The 19,561-nt window shown below is 50.5% G+C and carries 17 protein-coding genes; 11 read left to right on the top strand and 6 right to left on the bottom strand.

All coding sequences use genetic code 11. The annotated features are described in order from the left end of the window. Positions 1-2 precede the first annotated feature (2 nt). From lepB to J4E05_RS01020, 8 genes are all read left to right on the top strand, one after another. Positions 3-749 carry a signal peptidase I gene (gene lepB, locus J4E05_RS00985; protein WP_085593616.1) on the top strand — a complete coding sequence of 249 codons (747 nt, stop codon included), beginning with the start codon at positions 3-5 and terminating at the stop codon, positions 747-749. Continuing rightward, complete coding sequence (gene rnc, locus J4E05_RS00990; RefSeq protein ID WP_085593617.1) at positions 749-1,432, top strand: ribonuclease III; 684 nt, start codon at positions 749-751, stop codon at positions 1,430-1,432. Before lepB ends, rnc begins: the two co-directional genes overlap by 1 nt. Continuing rightward, complete coding sequence (gene era / locus J4E05_RS00995; RefSeq protein WP_210402944.1) at positions 1,425-2,360, top strand: GTPase Era; 936 nt, start codon at positions 1,425-1,427, stop codon at positions 2,358-2,360. The genes rnc and era overlap by 8 nt, the downstream gene beginning before the upstream one ends. Positions 2,361-2,390: 30 nt before the next feature. After that, entirely contained in the window at positions 2,391-2,621 is a 231-nt protein-coding gene (locus tag J4E05_RS01000) for a hypothetical protein (RefSeq protein ID WP_085593618.1), read from the top strand. Positions 2,622-2,808: 187 nt separating this feature from the next. Then, complete coding sequence (gene recO / locus J4E05_RS01005; RefSeq protein WP_349591753.1) at positions 2,809-3,558, top strand: DNA repair protein RecO; 750 nt, start codon at positions 2,809-2,811, stop codon at positions 3,556-3,558. Positions 3,559-3,753: 195 nt separating this feature from the next. Next, positions 3,754-5,997, top strand: coding sequence for a DNA topoisomerase IV subunit A (parC, locus tag J4E05_RS01010; RefSeq protein ID WP_349591755.1), 2,244 nt, complete (start codon positions 3,754-3,756; stop codon positions 5,995-5,997). A 339-nt stretch (positions 5,998-6,336) separates the two neighbouring features. Beyond that, positions 6,337-6,882, top strand: coding sequence for a TRAP transporter small permease subunit (locus tag J4E05_RS01015; RefSeq protein WP_085593621.1), 546 nt, complete (start codon positions 6,337-6,339; stop codon positions 6,880-6,882). 26 nt (positions 6,883-6,908) lie between these two features. Next, complete coding sequence (locus J4E05_RS01020; RefSeq protein WP_503012319.1) at positions 6,909-8,258, top strand: TRAP transporter large permease; 1,350 nt, start codon at positions 6,909-6,911, stop codon at positions 8,256-8,258. A 150-nt stretch (positions 8,259-8,408) separates the two neighbouring features. On the opposite strand, the gene J4E05_RS01025 is transcribed toward J4E05_RS01020, so the two are convergent. The 4 genes from J4E05_RS01025 to motA form a co-directional block, all read right to left on the bottom strand. Beyond that, the gene (locus tag J4E05_RS01025; RefSeq protein ID WP_349591759.1) at positions 8,409-9,503 is read right to left on the bottom strand and encodes a TRAP transporter substrate-binding protein; all 1,095 of its coding nucleotides are present in this window, start codon (positions 9,501-9,503) and stop codon (positions 8,409-8,411) included. 236 nt (positions 9,504-9,739) lie between these two features. Continuing rightward, a complete protein-coding gene (locus J4E05_RS01030) occupies positions 9,740-10,468 on the bottom strand; it encodes an arginyltransferase (protein WP_085593624.1) in 729 nt (242 codons plus the stop codon). A gap of 175 nt (positions 10,469-10,643) precedes the next feature. Further along, complete coding sequence (locus tag J4E05_RS01035; protein WP_349591761.1) at positions 10,644-11,672, bottom strand: flagellar motor protein MotB; 1,029 nt, start codon at positions 11,670-11,672, stop codon at positions 10,644-10,646. Between the two features lie 69 nt (positions 11,673-11,741). Continuing rightward, on the bottom strand, positions 11,742-12,596 hold the full coding sequence (gene motA, locus J4E05_RS01040; protein ID WP_085593626.1) for a flagellar motor stator protein MotA: 855 nt from the start codon (positions 12,594-12,596) through the stop codon (positions 11,742-11,744). Positions 12,597-12,845: 249 nt separating this feature from the next. On the opposite strand from motA, the gene J4E05_RS01045 reads away from it, so the two are divergent. After that, positions 12,846-13,331 (top strand): flavin reductase family protein, encoded by a 486-nt coding sequence (locus J4E05_RS01045; RefSeq protein WP_085593640.1) that lies wholly within the window; start codon positions 12,846-12,848, stop codon positions 13,329-13,331. A gap of 87 nt (positions 13,332-13,418) precedes the next feature. Here the strand turns inward: J4E05_RS01045 and J4E05_RS01050 are convergent, their stop codons facing one another. Further along, positions 13,419-14,639, bottom strand: coding sequence for a threonine ammonia-lyase (locus J4E05_RS01050; RefSeq protein WP_349591764.1), 1,221 nt, complete (start codon positions 14,637-14,639; stop codon positions 13,419-13,421). Positions 14,640-14,999: 360 nt separating this feature from the next. After that, positions 15,000-16,475: an aldehyde dehydrogenase family protein gene (locus J4E05_RS01055; protein WP_503012327.1), complete on the bottom strand. Its 1,476-nt coding sequence runs from the start codon at positions 16,473-16,475 to the stop codon at positions 15,000-15,002. A 244-nt stretch (positions 16,476-16,719) separates the two neighbouring features. On the opposite strand from J4E05_RS01055, the gene J4E05_RS01060 reads away from it, so the two are divergent. Both J4E05_RS01060 and J4E05_RS01065 read left to right on the top strand, forming a co-directional pair. Then, complete coding sequence (locus J4E05_RS01060; protein WP_085593630.1) at positions 16,720-17,886, top strand: type III PLP-dependent enzyme; 1,167 nt, start codon at positions 16,720-16,722, stop codon at positions 17,884-17,886. 151 nt (positions 17,887-18,037) lie between these two features. Further along, a complete protein-coding gene (locus tag J4E05_RS01065; RefSeq protein ID WP_349591768.1) occupies positions 18,038-19,549 on the top strand; it encodes a malonate--CoA ligase in 1,512 nt (503 codons plus the stop codon). Positions 19,550-19,561: the final 12 nt, after the last annotated feature.

Raw genomic sequence — 19,561 nt, forward strand, 5'->3', positions numbered from 1 at the left:
GGATGGAAAAGTTAGTGCAAAAAAAGAAACCGGGTGGCCTTTTTGATACCCTTAAAACCGTTTTCTGGGCGATTGTTATCGCCCTTTTGGTGCGAACCTTTGCGTATGAGCCTTTTAATATTCCGTCCGGGTCCATGATTCCGACCTTGCTGGTTGGTGATTACCTGTTTGTATCGAAATATTCCTATGGTTATTCCAAGCATAGCCTGCCGTTTAGCCTGCCTTTAATCCCGGGACGTATTCTGTCGAGTGAACCAAAACGTGGTGACGTTATTGTTTTCAAGTTACCGGCGGATACAACGCAGGATTACATTAAACGCGTCATCGGTTTGCCTGGCGATACCGTTCAGGTTAAACAGGGCCGTCTTTATATTAATAACCAGATGGTCGAACGCGAACGGATCGAGGATTATATCCTGACAGATGGCACAGGCCAGGCGATTGCAGTGCCGCAATACCTGGAAACATTGCCGGGCGGAAAGGTTCACCGCATTCTGGAAATCTTTGGTGATCAGGGACCGGCTGATAATACCGATCCATTCACGGTGCCGGAGGGCCACTATTTCATGATGGGCGATAACCGTGATAATTCGGCTGATAGTCGGGCTTTCCCTGCGCGTTTCCGGTTCGTGCCGTTTGAAAACCTGGTTGGTCGGGCTGAATTCCTGTTCTATTCAAAAGATAGCAGCCAGCCGATCTATGATTTGGGCAGCATTCGTTTTGACAGACTGTTTAAGGGAGTGAACTAATGACCGACATGGCGCCATTGTTGCGACATATCGATCATGAATTTTCCAAGCCGGATTTGTTGCGAGTTGCTTTGACGCACCGTAGTGCCGCCAAAGGCAAGGATGCTTTGAGCGGCGGCAATGAACGGCTGGAATTTCTGGGTGACCGCGTTTTGGGGCTGGTCATCGCAGAAATGCTCTATACCCGTTTTGGCCGCGAACGCGAAGGCGCGATGGCCAAACGCTTTGTTGCCCTGGTCCGCCGCGAAACTCTCGCCCGAATTGCAGTTGATATCGATCTTGGTAATCATATTGCGATGGCCAAGGGCGAAAGGGCGGCTGGTGCAGATACAAACCCCGCCATTTTATCCGATTGCATGGAGGCGGTGATTGCCGCACTCTATCTGGATGGCGGGTTGGAACCGGCACGTATTTTTATCGAAAGATTGTGGCGGCCCTTGCTTGATGAAGCGCCCAAGCCGCCACAGGATGCAAAAACACAGTTGCAGGAAGCCTTGCAAGGGCAGGGTAAACCATTACCTGTCTATGAGATGGTTGGCCGTGAAGGCCCCGCCCATGCACCTGTTTTTACAATTGAGCTGACAACCAGCGACGGTCATTGTGTGCGCGCGGAAGGCAAATCCAAACGCGAAGCAGAACAAATAGCCGCAAAACGAATGTTGGATGAGTTGAACCATGAATGAGGTTCCTGCCGCAATGCCCGAAAAGAACGACGATCCGCAACGCTGTGGCTTTGTCGCCCTTGTCGGCGCCCCTAATGCCGGGAAATCGACGCTGCTTAACCAGCTGGTCGGAACCAAGGTGTCGATCGTTTCGCCGAAGGTGCAAACAACGCGGGCGCGTGTTCGCGGTATTGTCATGGCCGAGGACGCGCAGATTGTCTTTATCGATACCCCGGGCATCTTTCAGCCCAAAAGGCGTTTGGACCGGGCCATGGTCAAGGCGGCCTGGGGTGGTGCCGATGATGCCGATCTGATTGTGCTGGTGATTGACGCGGTACAGGGTATTACAGATGATGTTCGCATGATTGTTGCGAACCTGAAGAAACAGCAACGCAAGGCGATCCTGTTATTAAACAAGATCGACAAAGTGCGTGATAAGGAAAAGTTGCTGCATCTTTCCGGCGAATTGTTTGGCGAGGACATTTTTACCGATGTCTTTATGATTTCGGCCCGAAAAGGCGCTGGTACCCAGGATTTTATCAATTTCCTGGCGGCCAAAATGCCCAATGGCCCGTGGATGTTTCCGGAAGATGATGTTTCGGACATGCCGTTGCGTTTGCTTGCCGCCGAAATTACGCGCGAAAAACTGTATTATCAGCTTCAACAGGAATTGCCTTATTCGGCGACGGTCGAAACCGAATTGTGGGAAGAGCGCAAAGACGGATCGGTTAAGCTGGAACAAACGATTTTTGTCGAGCGTGAAGGGCAGAAAGCAATTATTCTTGGCAAAAGTGGCAAGCGGATCAAAACCTTGGGGACGGATGCCAGAAAAGACCTTGAAGCCATTTTTGAACGCCGCGTGCATTTGTATCTGTTTGTGAAAGTGCGCGAAAACTGGGGCGATGACCCCAATCGCCTGGCTATCTGGGGATTGGATCATAACGCCTGACTTGTGAATTCGGCCTGATAGGAACGCGAAATGGAAACCAGACAATTCTGGGGGATGGTCCTGATCGTCGTTGGCGCGGCTACAGCGTTGATCGTCGCCATGATTTCCCGCCGACCATTTCGTTATCGCCATGATGGCAGTGATTTGAAACGTGAAGATCGGTTTTTGGGTAAACCGCTTAACATGTTGATGCTGGTGATTGCCGTTGTGATTTTTATCCTCGGGTTGTTGTGGCGCAACCCGGCAACACGGCCTTTCTGATATGACGCAATACAACCACGATACCAACAAGGATGAACCGCTAAAAAGTCTTTCTGACCTGACAGGATGGCGGCGATATTTGCTATTAACGGTAGCAATTATTGTTTTGGGATCAATGGTTTTTGGTCTGGCGGTTCATGTTATCCGCCTTCTTTCGGCTTCTGGCTACTGACAATCAGGGGCATGCATGGATTGGCGTGATGATGCGATTGTGCTGTCCTCGCGCAAACTGGGTGAAAGTTCAGCCCGGTTGACGGTTTTAACGCGTGATTACGGTCGTTATGCGGGCATGGTTCGTGGGGCATCAGGTAAAGCCCTGCGCGGGACGCTTGAATGCGGCAATTTGGTTAGGGCAAGCTGGTCGGCACGCCTATCCGAACATTTGGGTCAGTTTAAATGCGAATTGTTGCGCTCGCATGTGGTTGATCTGTTATTGCTGCCGGGGCCGTTACTGGCATTAAGTTCGGCCTGTTCGCTACTTGAAGTCTCCCTGCCGGAACGAGTGCCGCAAAAAGCGCTTTATACCGGCACGCTTGGCCTGATAGATGCCTTGAAAGACGAATTCTGGAAACCCGCCTATTTGCGCTGGGAAATCGGTTTGCTGGAAGAGCTGGGTTATGGTCTTGATTTATCTTGCTGTGCTGTAACCGGTAAATCGCAAGATTTGCATTTTGTTTCACCCAAAAGTGGCCGCGCTGTTTCTTTGGCGGAAGGCTCTCCCTATCGTGATCGTCTGTTGCCATTGCCCGCTTTTTTAAGCGGTGCAGCCGCATCGGAGGTGGCACGTGAAACTCCGATTAACGACCAATATAACCAGGCTGTTAAGCTGGCGGGCTTTTTTATTCATCGTGATCTTTTCGTTGCCAAGGGTATTCGCCCGGTTGCTGCACGTGACAGGCTTGCATCCATGATATGGCAGGATGGCCGTACGGATTGAGGCAATTTGGGCATGACAGACGGGGCGATTTGGCGGGGCAGGGATAATTTAAAAATTAAATGCACATTTTTGCTGTTGTCATCTGTTGACCACACCCGCCCTGAAAGTAGTATGGTGCGCCACGGCGTGATGTCAGGGAACTGGCGATCGTCGACATTATTAATTCAACCTGTTCCGGATTAAGAAAAACAGTTCATGAGCACGAAATCCTCCGACCCGGATACTGCCGGGCAGATCAGGGAAACCCGCCTTGCTGACGCGCTGAGCGAACGTTATCTGGCCTATGCGATGTCGACCATTATGTCGCGATCGTTACCAGATGTTCGTGACGGCCTTAAACCGGTTCATCGCCGGTTGCTTTATGCGATGCGGCAATTGAAACTAAATCCTGAACAGGGTTTTAAAAAGTGCGCCCGTGTTGTCGGTGACGTGATTGGTAAATATCACCCGCATGGTGACCAGTCGGTTTATGATGCGCTGGTACGACTGGCGCAGGATTTTGCGGTGCGATATCCGCTTGTCGACGGGCAGGGGAACTTTGGCAATATCGACGGCGATAATGCTGCTGCCATGCGGTATACCGAAGCCCGCATGACTGCCGTTGGTGCTTCGCTGATGGAAGGACTGGATGAAGACGCGATTGATTTTCGTCCGACCTATGACGGTGAGGATCACGAACCAATCGTGATGCCGGCTGCTTTTCCCAATTTGCTGGCAAATGGTGCCGCAGGTATTGCCGTGGGCATGGCAACGAATATTCCGCCTCATAACGCCGATGAACTTTGCACAGGCCTGATCAAGCTGATCGATAATCCTGAAACATCGATAGCCGAACTGGTGCGGTGCGTACCGGGGCCGGATTTTCCAACCGGTGGCGTATTGGTCGAACCGCGCGAGAATATTCTGGAATCCTATGCGACCGGTCGCGGGTCGTTCCGTCTGCGGGCAAAATGGGAAGTCGAAAAGATGACCCACGGTCTGTATCAGATCGTGATCACCGAAATTCCCTATCAGGTGCAGAAAGCAAAACTGGTTGAACGCATTGCAGATTTGATGTTTGCCAAGAAGTTACCGCTTCTTGCTGATGTTCGAGATGAGTCAACTGACGAAATTCGTTTGGTGTTCGAGCCACGTTCGCGTGCGGTTGAACCTGAACATCTGATGGAAATGTTGTTCAAGAATACCGAGCTGGAAACCCGGTTTGGTTTGAACATGAACGTTCTGGATGGCGACAATACCCCGCGTGTCATGAATTTGCGCGAAGTTCTGCGGGCATTTCTGGCGCATCGACAGGATGTTCTGGTTCGTCGGTCACAGCACCGGTTGGAAAAAATCAACCACCGGCTGGAAGTGCTGGAAGGCTATCTGATAGCCTATCTGAACCTTGATGAAGTCATCCGTATTATCCGGTTTGAAGATGAACCGCGCAAAGAGATGATGCGTGTTTTCGATCTGACCGAAGTTCAGGCCGATGCCATTTTGAATATGCGTTTGCGGTCTTTACGCAAACTTGAAGAAATGGAAATCAAGAACGAGCATTCAAAACTTAGCGAAGAAAAAGCAGGACTGGAGGCATTGCTGGCCAGCGAAGATATGCGTTGGTCCCGTATTCGTGAAGAAGTTGAGCAAACGCGCGAGAAGTTTGGCAAAAAAACTGAACTTGGCAAGCGGCGCACCGAAATTGGTGATGCGCCACAGGAAATTGAAGTTCCGCTTGAAGCATTGATCGAGCGGGAGCCGATCATGGTCATTTGTTCGCGCATGGGGTGGATCCGGGCGCTTAAGGGCCACACCACCGAAATCGCCGACCTGAAATTTAAGGATGGTGATGAAAGCCGCTTTGCGATCAAGGCCTTTACCACCGATAAATTACTGATCATGAGTTCAGCTGGCCGGTGCTATACAATGGGTTGCGACAGGTTACCCGGTGGCCGCGGTCACGGCGAGCCTATTCGCCTGTCTATTGATTTGCCCCAGGAACACGATATCGTTTCAATGACCATTCATCGTCCAAACGGGCGTTTGCTGGTGGCATCGTCGGCTGGGCGCGGGTTCCAGGTTGCCGAAAATGATGTGGTGGCCCAGACCAAAAACGGCAAGCAAATTCTGAATTTGGGAACCGGTGAAACTGCGTTGATTTTTGAACAGGTTGATAAAAATCACGTTGCTGTTTTAGGAGATAACCGGAAGTTGCTGATTTATCCGGTTGAGGAAGTGCCGGAAATGACGCGTGGGCGCGGGGTTATCTTGCAAAAATATAAACAGGGCGGGCTTGCCGACTTAACTTTGTTTAATATTGAAGATGGCCTGACCTGGACCATGGGCGGAAGCGAAGGTCGCAAACGTACCGTCACGGAACTTGATGAATGGATTGGCAAGCGCGCTGGATCAGGGCGGTTGCCGCCTAATGGCTTCCCGCGTTCCAACCGTTTTGAATGATGTGACCACTATTATTCCAAATTTGAAGCCTGAAGCGCCAATTTACGGTGCTTCAGGTTTTTTATTGGGTGTCCTTAATTTTTTAAATTAATAACAATGTCTTGTTTAATTAATTGAAGCGAAATTGTTAAACGGAAGTTGGCGGAATTTACCATGATTTGGTGCAGATGTGGCCGTTTTGGTTTTTTAAGGGATATTTTTGGCTGTCGTTAAAAAGATAGCGGTCTGCAAAAGCGCGAAAAACATGGTGTTTTGGATCATATATTTGTAACTTTGCTCCGCTGGCAACCGGAGGAGACCGGAAGCTGGCTAAAAGAGATTCCGGGTGTGGGAGGAAAAATGCTTTTTTTGGCACGTTTTGTGCGGCTGATTGACAGTCTTAATGACGCAATTGGCCGTGGCGTGGCGTGGCTGACCATTCCGTTGGTGTTGATCACTTTTTTGGTGGCAACATTGCGATACGGGTTTTCGGTCGGCTGGGTATCAATGCAGGAAAGCTATATGTGGCTTTACGGCATTATCTTCATGGTTGGGGCTGGCTATACGCTGCTTCACGGTGGCCATGTCCGGGTTGACGTTTTTTATCGTCCGGCGTCGGCACGCTACAAGGCATGGGTTGACCTGATCGGCACACTGTTTTTATTGCTGCCTGTTCTGACGCTGGTGTTTATTTATAGCTATCCTTATGTCATGACCAGCTGGAAGCGCCTTGAAGGATCGCAGGAAACCGGTGGGTTGCCGGGGCTTTTCCTGTTTAAATCTGTGATCCTGGTGTTCTGTATTCTGATGGGGTTACAAGGGCTTGCGCTGGCGGCACGCAGTATTCTGGTACTGACAGGCCATCGTGAATTCGAAATCAACGAAGAAGAGCACGAGGGCGTCTGATGTCGGGGGAAGTATTAAGTCTACTCATGTTTGCAGTGGCCTGTGTGGTGCTGCTTTTTGGGTTTCCGGTTGCCTTTTCACTGGGTGGCACAGGGTTGGCCTTTGCCCTTTTGGGGCATGCAATGGGTGTGTTCGACATGCCTTTGCTGGGTTCGTTACCATCGCGCTATTTTGGTGTGATGAGCAACGAACTGTACGTTGCCATTCCATTATTCGTTTTTATGGGCGTGATGCTGGAGCGCGCACGCATTGCTGAAAAACTGCTGCTGACCATGGGCATGCTGTTTGGCAAACGCCGTGCCGGTTTGGGCATTTCTGTAGTGATCGTTGGTATGTTGCTGGCGGCGTCGACGGGCATTGTTGGCGCCACAGTGGTTACCATGGGCTTGCTTAGTTTGCCGGCAATGCAAAAAGCAGGCTATAGCCCACGGCTTTCAGCCGGGGTTATTTGTGCCTCGGGGACGTTGGGGCAAATTATTCCGCCGTCAATTGTACTGGTGCTGTTGGGCGACATCCTTCAGGGGGCCTATGCCGAAGCACAGCGTTCGCTGGGTAACTGGGCACCGGAACCCGTATCGGTTATCGACCTGTTTGTCGGGGCATTTATTCCCGGTATGATGCTGGTTGCCCTTTATATCGGCTGGGTAATCATTCAATCCTTCATTGATCCAAAATCAGCCCCGGCGCTGGTGGAAGACAAGCGTCCTGAAGGTCTGTTTGGGGAAGTGTTGCGTGCACTTGTTCCACCTGCATTGCTGATTGTTGCTGTTTTGGGGTCTATTTTAACCGGTATCGCCACGCCGACGGAATCGGCAGCATTTGGCAGCGTGGGGGCCACCATTCTGGCGGCCTGTTATCGTCGGCTTGATCTGGCGGTTTTGCGCCACGTTACAGGTCAAACGGTGCAGATCAGCTCGATGGTGTTTATCATTTTGCTTGGTGCATCCATTTTCTCGCTGGTGTTCCGTGGCCTTGGCGGCGATCACTTGGTCGAGGAATTGCTGCATAACATGCCTGGCGGCTTGTTTGGCGCCATGTTTGTGGTTATGGCATTGATGTTCGTCATGGGCTTCTTTCTTGATTTTATCGAGATTGTCTTTGTCGTCGTGCCTATTGTCGGGCCGATCCTGCTGAAAATGGATATCAGCCCGGTGTGGCTGGGCATCATGATTGCAATCAACCTGCAAACCAGCTTTCTGACACCGCCCTTTGGCTTTGCGCTGTTTTATCTGCGCGGGGTGGCTCCGCCCTCGATGAAAACATGGGATATTTATCGTGGTATCGTCCCGTTTGTTTTAATTCAGGTTCTGGCGTTGATTTTGCTTGCGGCATTTCCGGAATTGGCAACCTGGTTGCCATCGGTTTTGCTGAATTAACAATCTGCATTGTTCAGGATATCGATAGAAAAGGGTCGGTTTTGCCGGCCCTTTTTTTGTGCTGGTTGCGCGGGCTTGAAGTCATGAAAAAGGGCTGGCACACATGCCAGCCCTTGTAAGGGATCTATTTCAGTAACCCGTTAACGCCGATCAGTATTTGAAAGGCAGGACACGGGCTTGCATGAATGCACTTTCCGAATATTTTGCCCAGGTGATGGACTGCTCACGGAAGGCGACCAGGCTGTCAAAGACTTCTTGTGACAGCGGATCTGCCGCAACAAGATCACGCAGAACCTTGCCAGCAAGGCTACCAAGGTTGGTCAAAATCTCATCGGAGAATGGACGCACATCAACATTGTGCTTTTCACGCAGGGTTTTCAGCGCCTGATTGTTCCGAGCAACAAATTCCGACAGAACCATTTGGTTGGTGGCACGGTTTGCCTGTTCGACAATGGCTTTCAAATCGTCGGGAAGATCATTCCATGCATCGAGGTTGATAAAGTTTTCCAGTGTCGTTGCCGGTTCATGCCAACCTGGATAATAGTAATATTTTGCCGATTTATAGAGGCCGAATGCCAAATCATTATACGGGCCAACCCATTCGGTTGCGTCAATAGCACCAGACTGAAGGGCAGGCGGAATTTCACCACCAGGCAAGTTAACAACGTTGCCGCCAGCCGCCTGAATGACTTCGCCACCAAGGCCGGGAATACGCATTTTCAGACCTTTAAAGTCGTCAATGGTGTTCATTTCCTTGTTGAACCAGCCGCCCATCTGGGTGCCAGTGTTGCCTGATGGGAAAAACTTGCAATTCAGTTTCGCATAAATCTTGTCGGCAATTTCCTGGCCACCGCCATACTGGAACCACGCGTTCTGTTCCTGTGCGGTCAGCCCAAACGGCATTGCAGCCAGATACTGGGTCGCGGCAACCTTGCCTTTCCAGTAATAGGGCGCCCCATGGCCCATTTCGACCGTACCGTTGCCTACAGCGTCGATGGCTTCAAATGCAGGAACAATTTCACCCGCACCATAAACAGACACCTTCATGCGGCCATCGGATGCCTTGTTGATATATTCAGCCAGCAAGTTCGCACCGGTGCCAAGACCAGGAAAGTTCTTGGGCCAGGTTGTAACCATGCGCCATTCGCGCACGTCCTGGGCAAGTGCAGGTTTGGGAAATGTGGATGCAACAGCAGCCGTGGCACCAGCCAAAGCTGCGCCGCTCAGGAATTGACGACGTTTCATTGTTTGTAGCCTCCCAGCAAACAATCGATAATTTGTTTTTCAACAAAGCCTTGTTTCGGCTTCGTGATCAAAGATTATAGTCGTTGAGGATAGGAGGCAACTGCCGATCAACACTCAGGGTTAAACTTTTGGCTAATTTTTGGGGGAGTGAGTATTTTTGCGCAGGTAAAAATACGGACCATTTGGCGATATGGGCAAGGCCAGAACCAGAATGGATCGATCAGCAGATAGCAATATCAGTCTTCACCATCATGACGGGACCATTTGCCATTCTGAAAAGCTTCGATTGGTTTGAAGCGTGTTTTGTAAGACATTTTGCGACAGTCACGCACCCAGTAGCCAAGATAGACAAAGGGCAACTTTAATCGGGCGGCCTCTGCAACCAGGTCAAGAATGATATAGGTGCCAAGGCTACGGCGGTCTTCTTTCGGATCAAAAAAACTGTAAACGGCAGACAACCCATCTGACAGGGCATCGACAAGAGCAACGGCAATTAATTTGCCTTCTGCCGTCCGGTATTCAAAAATGGATGTTTCAACGGTGGTGTCTTCCATCATGGCACGATAGTCACGTGTATCCATACGGGCCATGTCGCCATCGCCGTGCCGGGCATCCTGATAATCGGAAAACAGGCGAAATTGTTCCTGGGTTGCTGAAGCAGCAAAAATCTGGCGTTTCAGGTCAGAATTGGTTGCGCGATTTCGCCGAAATGATCGATTGTCCTGAAAATCGTGGGTGCAGACCCGAACCGGGATACAGGCATCACATTCACCGCAAGCCGGTAGATAAGCAATTGAATGACTGCGGCGAAAACCTGCCCGCGATAGCAGGTCATGGATATTATTGGCTTCAGGGCCACGTAATTCGGTCACCAGTTTACGTTCGAACCTGCCCGGTAAATAGGGGCAGGGCATCGGTGCAGTCAGAAAATAATGCTGTGTCTGGCGACGTTGATTGACCGTCATGTTCTGTGGTTATCCGTGCCTGAATAATTTACCCTATTTAACTAGTGTAGGTAGCGAGACGCAAACTTTAAAGTGGCCGCCGCTTATTCCCTGTGTTTCGGTGCCACATCAAGATTTAGGATTCCCGGTAAATTCAAACCCGGGATCAGGGTAATAAGGTATCTGCAGACCGGACCTAGTTACGCGATGGTACCGAAAATGTCGGACGTTCAATCGGTGCATCAGGATCAGGTGCCTGATTGGTACCAGGAGCGGTGTCATTACGATTTTGCGGGGCGTACAGGTTGGTTTCAGGGGCTGTATTATACCCGGGTTCATCGGTGGCTTGTGACGGTGGTGCCTGTTTTCCGGTACCACGCAGCAATGTAATGCTGATGCGGCGATTACGTTCGTCTTTGGGGTTATCCTTGATAAAGGGGGCTGTATCTGCAACCCCTGAAACCTTGCCGAACCGGTCGGCGGGCAGGGCATCAAGTTGTAATTCCCGGCGCGTCGCGAGGGCGCGGTCGGCCGAAAGTTCCCAGTTGGTGTAGGTGCCGTTGGAATGGGAATAAGGCACGGCGTCAGTATGCCCCTCAATAGATATATCCTGCGGCATGTCCTTGATGGCTTCGGCAACCTGTTTAAGCAGCAATTTAGTGTGGTCACGTAAATCGGCACTGCCGCTGGGGAACATCGATGTTCCGTCTTTATCGATGATTTGTATGCGTAAACCTTCGTCAGTTTGTTCGACCAGCAGGTTCTTTGACAGCTCCTGAAGCTCCGGTGATTTTTCCATTGCTTCTTTCAGGTCTTTTGCTGCTTCGTCGAATTCTTTCTTTTCCTGGGCTTTGGCGGCCTGTTCTGCTTTTTCGGCGTCTGTCGGGCCACTTTTTTGCGTTTCAACAGTCGTCGCATCCGGTGTCGGCGGAATATCCATTTGAATGACAGGGGCACCGTTTTCTGAACGCATAGCGCCGGAATCGGCAAGTTTTGTTCCGGCCAGCAAGCCGCCTGCACCGGATTCGCTTTGCGATATTGATTCCGGGGCGAAATAGTTTGAAATGCCGTGAAGTTGCTCGTCGGTTGAGCTGCTTAGCAACCACAACAGCAGAAAAAACGCCATCATGGCCGTTACAAAGTCGGCATAGGCCACTTTCCACGAGCCGCCGTGATGACCGCCATGTCCGCCTTTTTTTACTTTTTTGATGATGATATCGGGCATTTCAGACTGTCATATCCTGGCAAAAGACGTGCCGCATAAACGAAGCTGGTTGTTCCAGACTATTGTTCTTTACACCGTTGGGGCGTTCTGGATGGCGTCGTCAAGTTCCTTGAAGCTTGGACGTAATTCCGGAGGCAGGATTTTGCGGGCAAATTCGACAGAAACCTGTGGTGCGTAACCTTGCATATGGCCAATCAGGGCCGCCTTCATGCAAACATAGAATTTGGCGTCCTGTTCAAGGGTCTTTTTAATAATGGCCGAGGTCGGGCCGACAAACCCATATGAGGCCAGAATACCCAAAAACGTACCAACAAGAGCAGCACCGATCATTTCACCAAGAATTTCCGGTGGTTCGGTAACCGATCCCATGGTGTTGATAATGCCAAGAACGGCGGCGACAATACCAAGACCGGGCAGGGCATCGCCAACGGTTTGAATGGCATCTGCAACGGCATTCTCTTCTTCGTGGTGGGCATCAAGTTCCTGGTCAATCACGGCTTCCAGTTCATATGCGTTGGTTGTGCCCAGGGTAAGCAGGCGCAGATAGTCGCATAAAAATTCCAGCGCATGATGGTCGGCCGTCACACCGGGGAAATTGTTAAACAGGGCGGAGCTTTCCGGGTTTTCAACATGGCTTTCAAGCGCAAGGTCGCCTTTGGATTTGGCGAGCCGGAAAACAGCATAAAGGCACACCAGCAGTTCCAGATAGGCGGCTTTTTTCTTCGCACCTTTCATGGCGCGAATTGTATATGAAATGCTGCGTTTCAGGACACTGATCGGGTTTGCAATCAGGAACGTACCAAAAGCTGCACCAAAAATGATGACAATTTCAAAGGGCTGGATCAGGACGCTAAATTTGCCATGCGGCAAGTATCCCCCCAGGACCGCACCGATCACAACCACATACCCAATGATCAGAAACATCTATTACCCCTTGTGCCGGCAAAATACGCCAACGTGTCAATATGGGTGTGCTTGTCACCCATGTGTCATGTGGTGCCTTTTTACAAAAGTCCCACGCCCTATGATACAATTAGTTCAAATTGTTATTAACATCATGTTTACAAATCATTTTATGTCAGGATTTGACAGTATTTGAATTTATCGCCATGTTCCTGTGGCTTTAAGTGGGTTTCGCCGATCATTCTGAACAATGAAAGCTGTAATTTGAACATGTCCTTCTCGTCACGTCATTTCCGGGATTGCCTAGGCCAGTTTGCAACTGGTGTTGCCGTTGTTACCTCTCGTAATACGGACGGGCGGAAGGTCGGGATTACAATAAATTCATTTTCGTCAGTGTCTCTTGAACCACCGCTGGTTCTTTTTTCTGTTGCCCGCAATGCCGCAACCCATGATGTGTTTACCGGCGCTGTCGAGCATTTTTGTATTAATGTCCTGCGCAATTCGCAACGAGACCTTGCCGAACGGTTTGCATCGCCGATCGAAGACCGGTGGGAAGAGACCGGGTTTAAGGATAACGGTCATGGCATGCCGGTGCTGATTGGTAATATTTCGACATTTTCCTGTGTGCGGCACGCGGTTCATGATGGCGGCGATCACAGTATCATTGTTGGCCAGGTCAGTGATGTTGATATGGGTGAAACGGGCGATCCGTTGCTGTATTACGGCGGTGCATATGCGCAGTTGGTCCGCGTTTAGGTTCTGGCATTTCATTGCTAAACTGGTCAGATTGCTGTCTGCAATAGTTGCGAACTATTGCAGACAGCCTCTATTGCTTTTGCGACATTAATCCAGCGACGTATTGCCCAGCAACCGCCCGCCGTAACCGTTTTCTTTCAGATATTCGGTGACTTGCTGTGCATGTGCTGTATCGCGAACCTCGAGCACCATATCAACATCGGTTTGCTTGGCCGGGATGTCGTAAAAATAGCGCTGATGGTAGACTTCGATAATATTGGCTTCGGCATTACCGATCAGGGTGCTGATTCGTGCAAGAGCGCCTGGCACATCTGGAATTTCGATGCGAATACGTACCAGCCGTCCTTCGCGTGCCATACCGCGCATTAAAACCTGCGCCAGCAAACGGCTGTCGATGTTGCCGCCACTTATGATCAGGCAAACCTTTTTGCCGATGAATTTGTCCGGATGATCAAGCAGCGCTGCCAGCGGTGCGGCACCGGCACCTTCGACGACGGTCTTTTCGATTTCGATTAGCATCTGAATGGCGCGTTCAATCGCCGATTCCTCGACCAGCACCACATCGTCAAGCAATTCCTTGCAGATTTCCAGGGTCTTTCCACCAGGCTGTTTAACAGCAATACCTTCGGCAATTGTAACGCCACCACCGGAAAATTCCTTTTGGTGGATACCTTCATACATCGACGGGTACAGTTTGGTTTCTACACCAATGACATCGATGTCGGGCCGGCGTGATTTGATCGCTGTGGCAATACCGGATGCCAGGCCACCCCCGCCAATCGGCACAATCACTGTGTCAAAATCGGCCCCTTCATTTAATATTTCGAGCCCGACCGTCCCTTGACCGGCAATGATGTGATCATCGTCAAACGGGTGAACAAAAGTCAGGCCGCGTTCTTTTTGCAAATCCTGGGCGGCCTGCATTGATTCCGCCAGCACAGTGCCCTTTAAAACGACCTCTGCACCGTGCGACCGGGTATGTCGGACTTTGGTATAAGGGGTGTTTTCGGGCATAACGATGGTTGCGGGAATACCAAGGCGTTTGGCGTTATAGGCGACCCCTTGTGCATGATTGCCTGCCGATACCGCAATAACACCGCAAGCACGTTCTTCCGGCGTTAAGCTGGCCAGTTTAACATAGGCGCCACGTTCCTTGAACGATGCTGTATATTGCAGGTTTTCAAGTTTCAGATAAACATCAGCCTGGCAAATCTTTGATAAGGTTTGTGATTTTACCAACGGGGTTTTGTTGACGATACCTTCAAGCAGGCGTGATGCGCGAACGATATCGTGATAGGAAACAGCCATTTCCAGACTCCTGTGCGTTCTGCCTTTGAACAAGGCAGGAACCGTTTATGTGAATGTGGGGAAATAATCGGGGATAAACCAGACCTGTCATCCGCAGATGACAGGGTTCACATTCGCCGCACAGAAATGGGGCATATAATCATAAGCATCATGGCAGCCGCACCTGCAAAACAGGGTTGGGGACAGGGCGGCAAAAGGGTGTCGGCATCGTCAGACATGCGCCAGATACTTTCAGAAACTTTAAGCAATAATACAGGCACTTTTACGGATCGAACCGTTGAGGTCAAGCAAACATGGGAAAAAGCCGGGTTGCATATCTTGCAATGCAACCCGGTGGGAAAATAACTGGCGGTTTTTCCCTTATTCCATGTTGAGGATAATGGTTTTCTTGTGCGTGAAGTGTTCAAGCATGCTTTCAAGCGATGCTTCACGCCCCAACCCTGAAAGTTTAACTCCGCCATAGGACAGGTTGGGTTGCACCACCAGGTTCTGGTTTACCTGTACAAACCCGGCTTCAAGGCGTTTGGTTGCAACAAGGGCTGTTTTTAGATCTGTTGTCCAGACAGTTGCAGCCAGACCAAAGTCGCTATCGTTTGCAAGTTCAATGGCTTCGTCGAATGTTTTAAACTTGAATACACAGGCGACCGGGCCAAAAATTTCTTCGCGGGCGATCCGGGCGTCGGGTTTTACATCGGTAAAAATCACCGGGCGCACAAACTGTCCGTCAACCAGTTCCGGGTCATCGGGCAGGGCGCTTAATTCGTGTTTCTGCGCCCCTTCGTTGCTGCCAATTTCAATGTAATTGCATACTTTGCTACGTTGTTTGGCGTTAATGATGGTGCCAATGTCGGTCGCCTCGTCCAGCGGGTTGCCCATTTTAAGGCTATTGACCTTGTCTTTCAGGCGGGCAACGAAATCATCATGCAGATCTTCGTGAACCAGAATTCGCGACGACGCGGTACAACTCTGCCCCTGACGGGTAAAGCGCATACCGCCAATGGCACCGGCAACGGCCTTTTCAACGTCGGCATCGTTCATCACGATCATCGGCGATTTTCCGCCCAGTTCCAGTGTGACCGGGATCAGTTTTTCAGCTGCGGCACGATAAACGATGCGGCCGGTTTCAACAGACCCGGTAAAGGATACTTTTTTAACATCCTTATGCGCGACAAGCGGCCCGCCGCAACCGGGGCCAAAGCCCGAAAGAATGTTTAAAACACCTTTGGGCAAAATTTGTTGCATGATTTGGCAAACACGCAGAACGGTAAACGGTGTATCTTCGGCAGATTTGACGACAACACTATTCCCGGCAACAAGTGCCGGTGCAACCTTGATCGCCATGAGCAATAACGGGACGTTCCAAGGAATGATAGCACCGACCACACCAACAGGTTCGCGTGTGGTCATGGTCATCATATTGGGATTAAACGGAACGGTTTCGCCTTTTAGTTCGGAGGCAAGGCCACCGAAAAACACAAACATGTCTGCCAGAACAGATGCTTCAACCCGGCTTTCAGTGCGTAGCGCCTTGCCTGATTCCAGAGCAATAAGTTTGCCCAGTTCATCGACATGCAGATTCAGGATGCGTCCGCATTCAGCAACCAGTTTGCCGCGTTCACGGGCCGGGCGCTCGGCCCAGTTTTTTTGTGCGGCTTTGGCAACGGCAACAGCACGTTCAACATCATCGGCATCGCCTTCGGCCGCGTGACCGATGGATTTGTTGGTGGCAGGATTTAAAACGTCAAAAGTTTTACCATTGATCGGGGCCACAAATTCGCCATCGATCAAATGCACGCCAGACAATGATTTGGCCAGAACGAACGGATCAAGTTCCATTTCAACAGGCACAGAAGCCTCCCTGATTTTACCCGTCTTGTGCGCGCTATTGCTGCGCGGCGGGTTAAGTGGTTATTCGGTATTGTTTTACCAAATTAGCGAGCCGCCCGTTCTAATGCAAGCCATTTGCGTATGATCGTTCATGACTTTTAGAACCATGCTTGTTAGGGTGGCCCGTGCCGGAACAGGTCGCCTGCACGGGCGTTTATTTGTTATTCACTTTCTGAAATGTTCGGAGCCAGCAATGCCACGCCATTTTGATACGACCTATGATGTCGTAAAGGAACTTAAACCGTCTTATCCGGTTTATTGTTTGCGCCCTGACATTTTGCGCGATGCCGCGCGGCGGTTTGTCGATAGTTTTCCCGGTAAAGTTCTTTATGCGGTCAAATGTAATCCGCACCCTGAAATTATGCGCTACTTGCATGAAGGTGGCGTGCGCCACTTTGATACGGCATCCCCCGAAGAAATTGCGCTGGTCCGGCGGCAGTTCCCGGGGATGGATGCCTATTTTATGCATCCGGTTAAAAGCCGCGATGCCATTCGTAGTGCGCATCGTGTGTTTGGTATTCGTCATTTTGTCATCGATACCGAAGACGAATTGCATAAAATTCGTGCTGAAACAGATGAAGACCCGGACCTGGTGATCCATGTGCGTCTGGCAACGCCACCGGCTGGTGCGGCATATAATTTGTCGGCCAAGTTTGGTGCCCGGCCAATGACCGCAGCCGAACTGATAAAAAAGGTGGACAGTTATGGCTACAAGGCGGGTTTATGCTTCCATGTGGGTTCGCAATGCACCAGTCCCAACGGGTATCGTATCGCTATAGAGCTGATTCGGCAGGTGATTGATTTTTCAGGCGTCAAAGTTCATTCCATTGATGTCGGGGGCGGTTTTCCCGGCCAGTATATGAACCAGCGCGGACCGAACCTTGATGTCTTTATGGATGAAATCAGGGACTGCATTCGCTGGCTTGATATGCCCGACATTACCTTTATGTGTGAACCTGGCCGCGCGCTGGTTTCAAGCGGCGTTTCGTTGGTTACGCAAATTCAATTGCGTAAGGAAGACCAGCTTTTCATCAATGACGGTATTTATGGCAGTTTGTCCGAAGCGGTGACGGGAAATTTACGTTTTCCGGTGCGTCCCATGCGTATTGATGGGGATTTCGACCCGGAAGAAACCCTGGAATTCACCATTTACGGCCCGACCTGCGATAATATGGATGTGTTGCCAGCAACAGTAAATTTACCCGCTGACATTCGCGAAGGGGACTGGATCGAGTTTGGGCATATCGGTGCGTATAGTAACGCCCTGGCGACCCATTTTAACGGATTTTACCCGGAACTGCTGGTGACGGTGGGCGAGACATTTCCGTTTATTGATGGTGAGTTTCCGCAGGTTGGATAATCATGTCATTCATTTGGCTGGTTTTCAGGTGAAACATTAAACGCGGTAAAGCCGTACCGAATTGCAAATATATTTCCCCTGTATTAGGGTCGGTAAAAGCGGGCTGCACTATTGGTGCGGTCCGCAACACTGTTATGCCGGGGGAACCAACGTGACGACCAGCCTTTTCATGCGCATTCGGGATTGTTTTCCCGCGGACTTAAACAAAACATTGCTTGAAACCACAGATGGATCGCGATTTACCTATCGCGATGCTGACGAATGGTCGTCGCGCTACGCGGCGGCATTGCATGGCTTAGGTGCCCGCAAGGGAGACCGCGTTGCTGTTCAGATAGATAAATCGCCAGCCGCCCTATTTTTGTATCTGGGGTGCATCAGGGCCGGTTTGGTTTATTTGCCCTTAAATACGGCCTATCAGACGCAAGAGCTTTCCTATTTTGTCGAAGATGCTGCACCAGTTGTGATCGTATGTCAGCCACAAAGAAAGGCCGACATGGAGGGCATTGTTAAGGAAAAATCAGTTTCGGGTGTCTTTACCCTGGATGAAGACGGTCAGGGAACGATAACGCAAGCAGCACTGGAGCAACCCGTTGATTTTGCTCCGGTCCCCTGTGCTGACGACGATTTGGCGGCAATTCTGTATACATCCGGGACAACAGGCAAACCCAAGGGCGCCATGATGACCCAGATGAACCTGTGGTCAAACGGACGCACATTGGTTGACCTATGGGGATTTAAGGCAAGCGACACTTTGTTGCATGCGCTGCCGATTTTTCACACCCATGGCCTGTTTATTGCCTGTCATTGCGCCATGATATCGGGGGCAGGTATGATTTTTCTGCCCAAATTTGATCGCGAACAAGTGATTGCCGCGCTACCGCGTGCCACCGTTATGATGGGGGTTCCAACCTTTTATGTTCGCTTGTTGGCCGGTGATGATTTTAATGCAGATCTGGTGTCAAACATGCGTTTGTTCATATCGGGGTCGGCCCCGTTATTGCCCGAAACTTTTGCTGCTTTTCATGCCCGCACCGGGCACTATTTGCTGGAACGCTATGGCATGACGGAAATGGGCATGGCGACATCAAATCCGTTAACGGGGGAGCGGATTATTCATACGGTTGGCCCGGCATTGCCCGATGTTGAAGTGCGGGTATGTGACGATCAGGGACAGGTTTTGCCAGCGGGCGAGGTGGGAGTTCTTGAAGCGCGCGGACCAAATGTTTTTGCCGGTTACTGGAAAATGCCGGAAAAGACCCGCGAAGAATTTCGCGATGATGGTTTTTTCATTACGGGTGATATCGCCCTTATTGATAAGAAGGGCTATGTACATATTGTTGGGCGGGCCAAGGATTTGGTGATTTCCGGTGGGTTTAATATTTATCCCAAGGAAATTGAAACCGAGATCGATAAAATGGCTGGCGTCTTGGAAAGTGCCGTTATTGGTGTGCCGCATCCTGATTTTGGCGAGGCGGTTGTCGCAATTGTGGTACCAGACGGCACCCAAACGCTTTTACCCGACGATGTTATGAACCATATCAAATCGTTAATGGCGAATTTTAAGGTGCCAAAGAAAGTGTTTTTTGTTGACGAACTTCCCCGAAATACCATGGGAAAAGTGCAAAAAAACATTTTGCGGGACGAGTATGGTGCCCGCAATTAAACGGGGCATTTG

This window comes from Thalassospira sp. NFXS8 (genome assembly GCF_040148805.1).
Lineage (GTDB): Bacteria > Pseudomonadota > Alphaproteobacteria > Rhodospirillales > Thalassospiraceae > Thalassospira.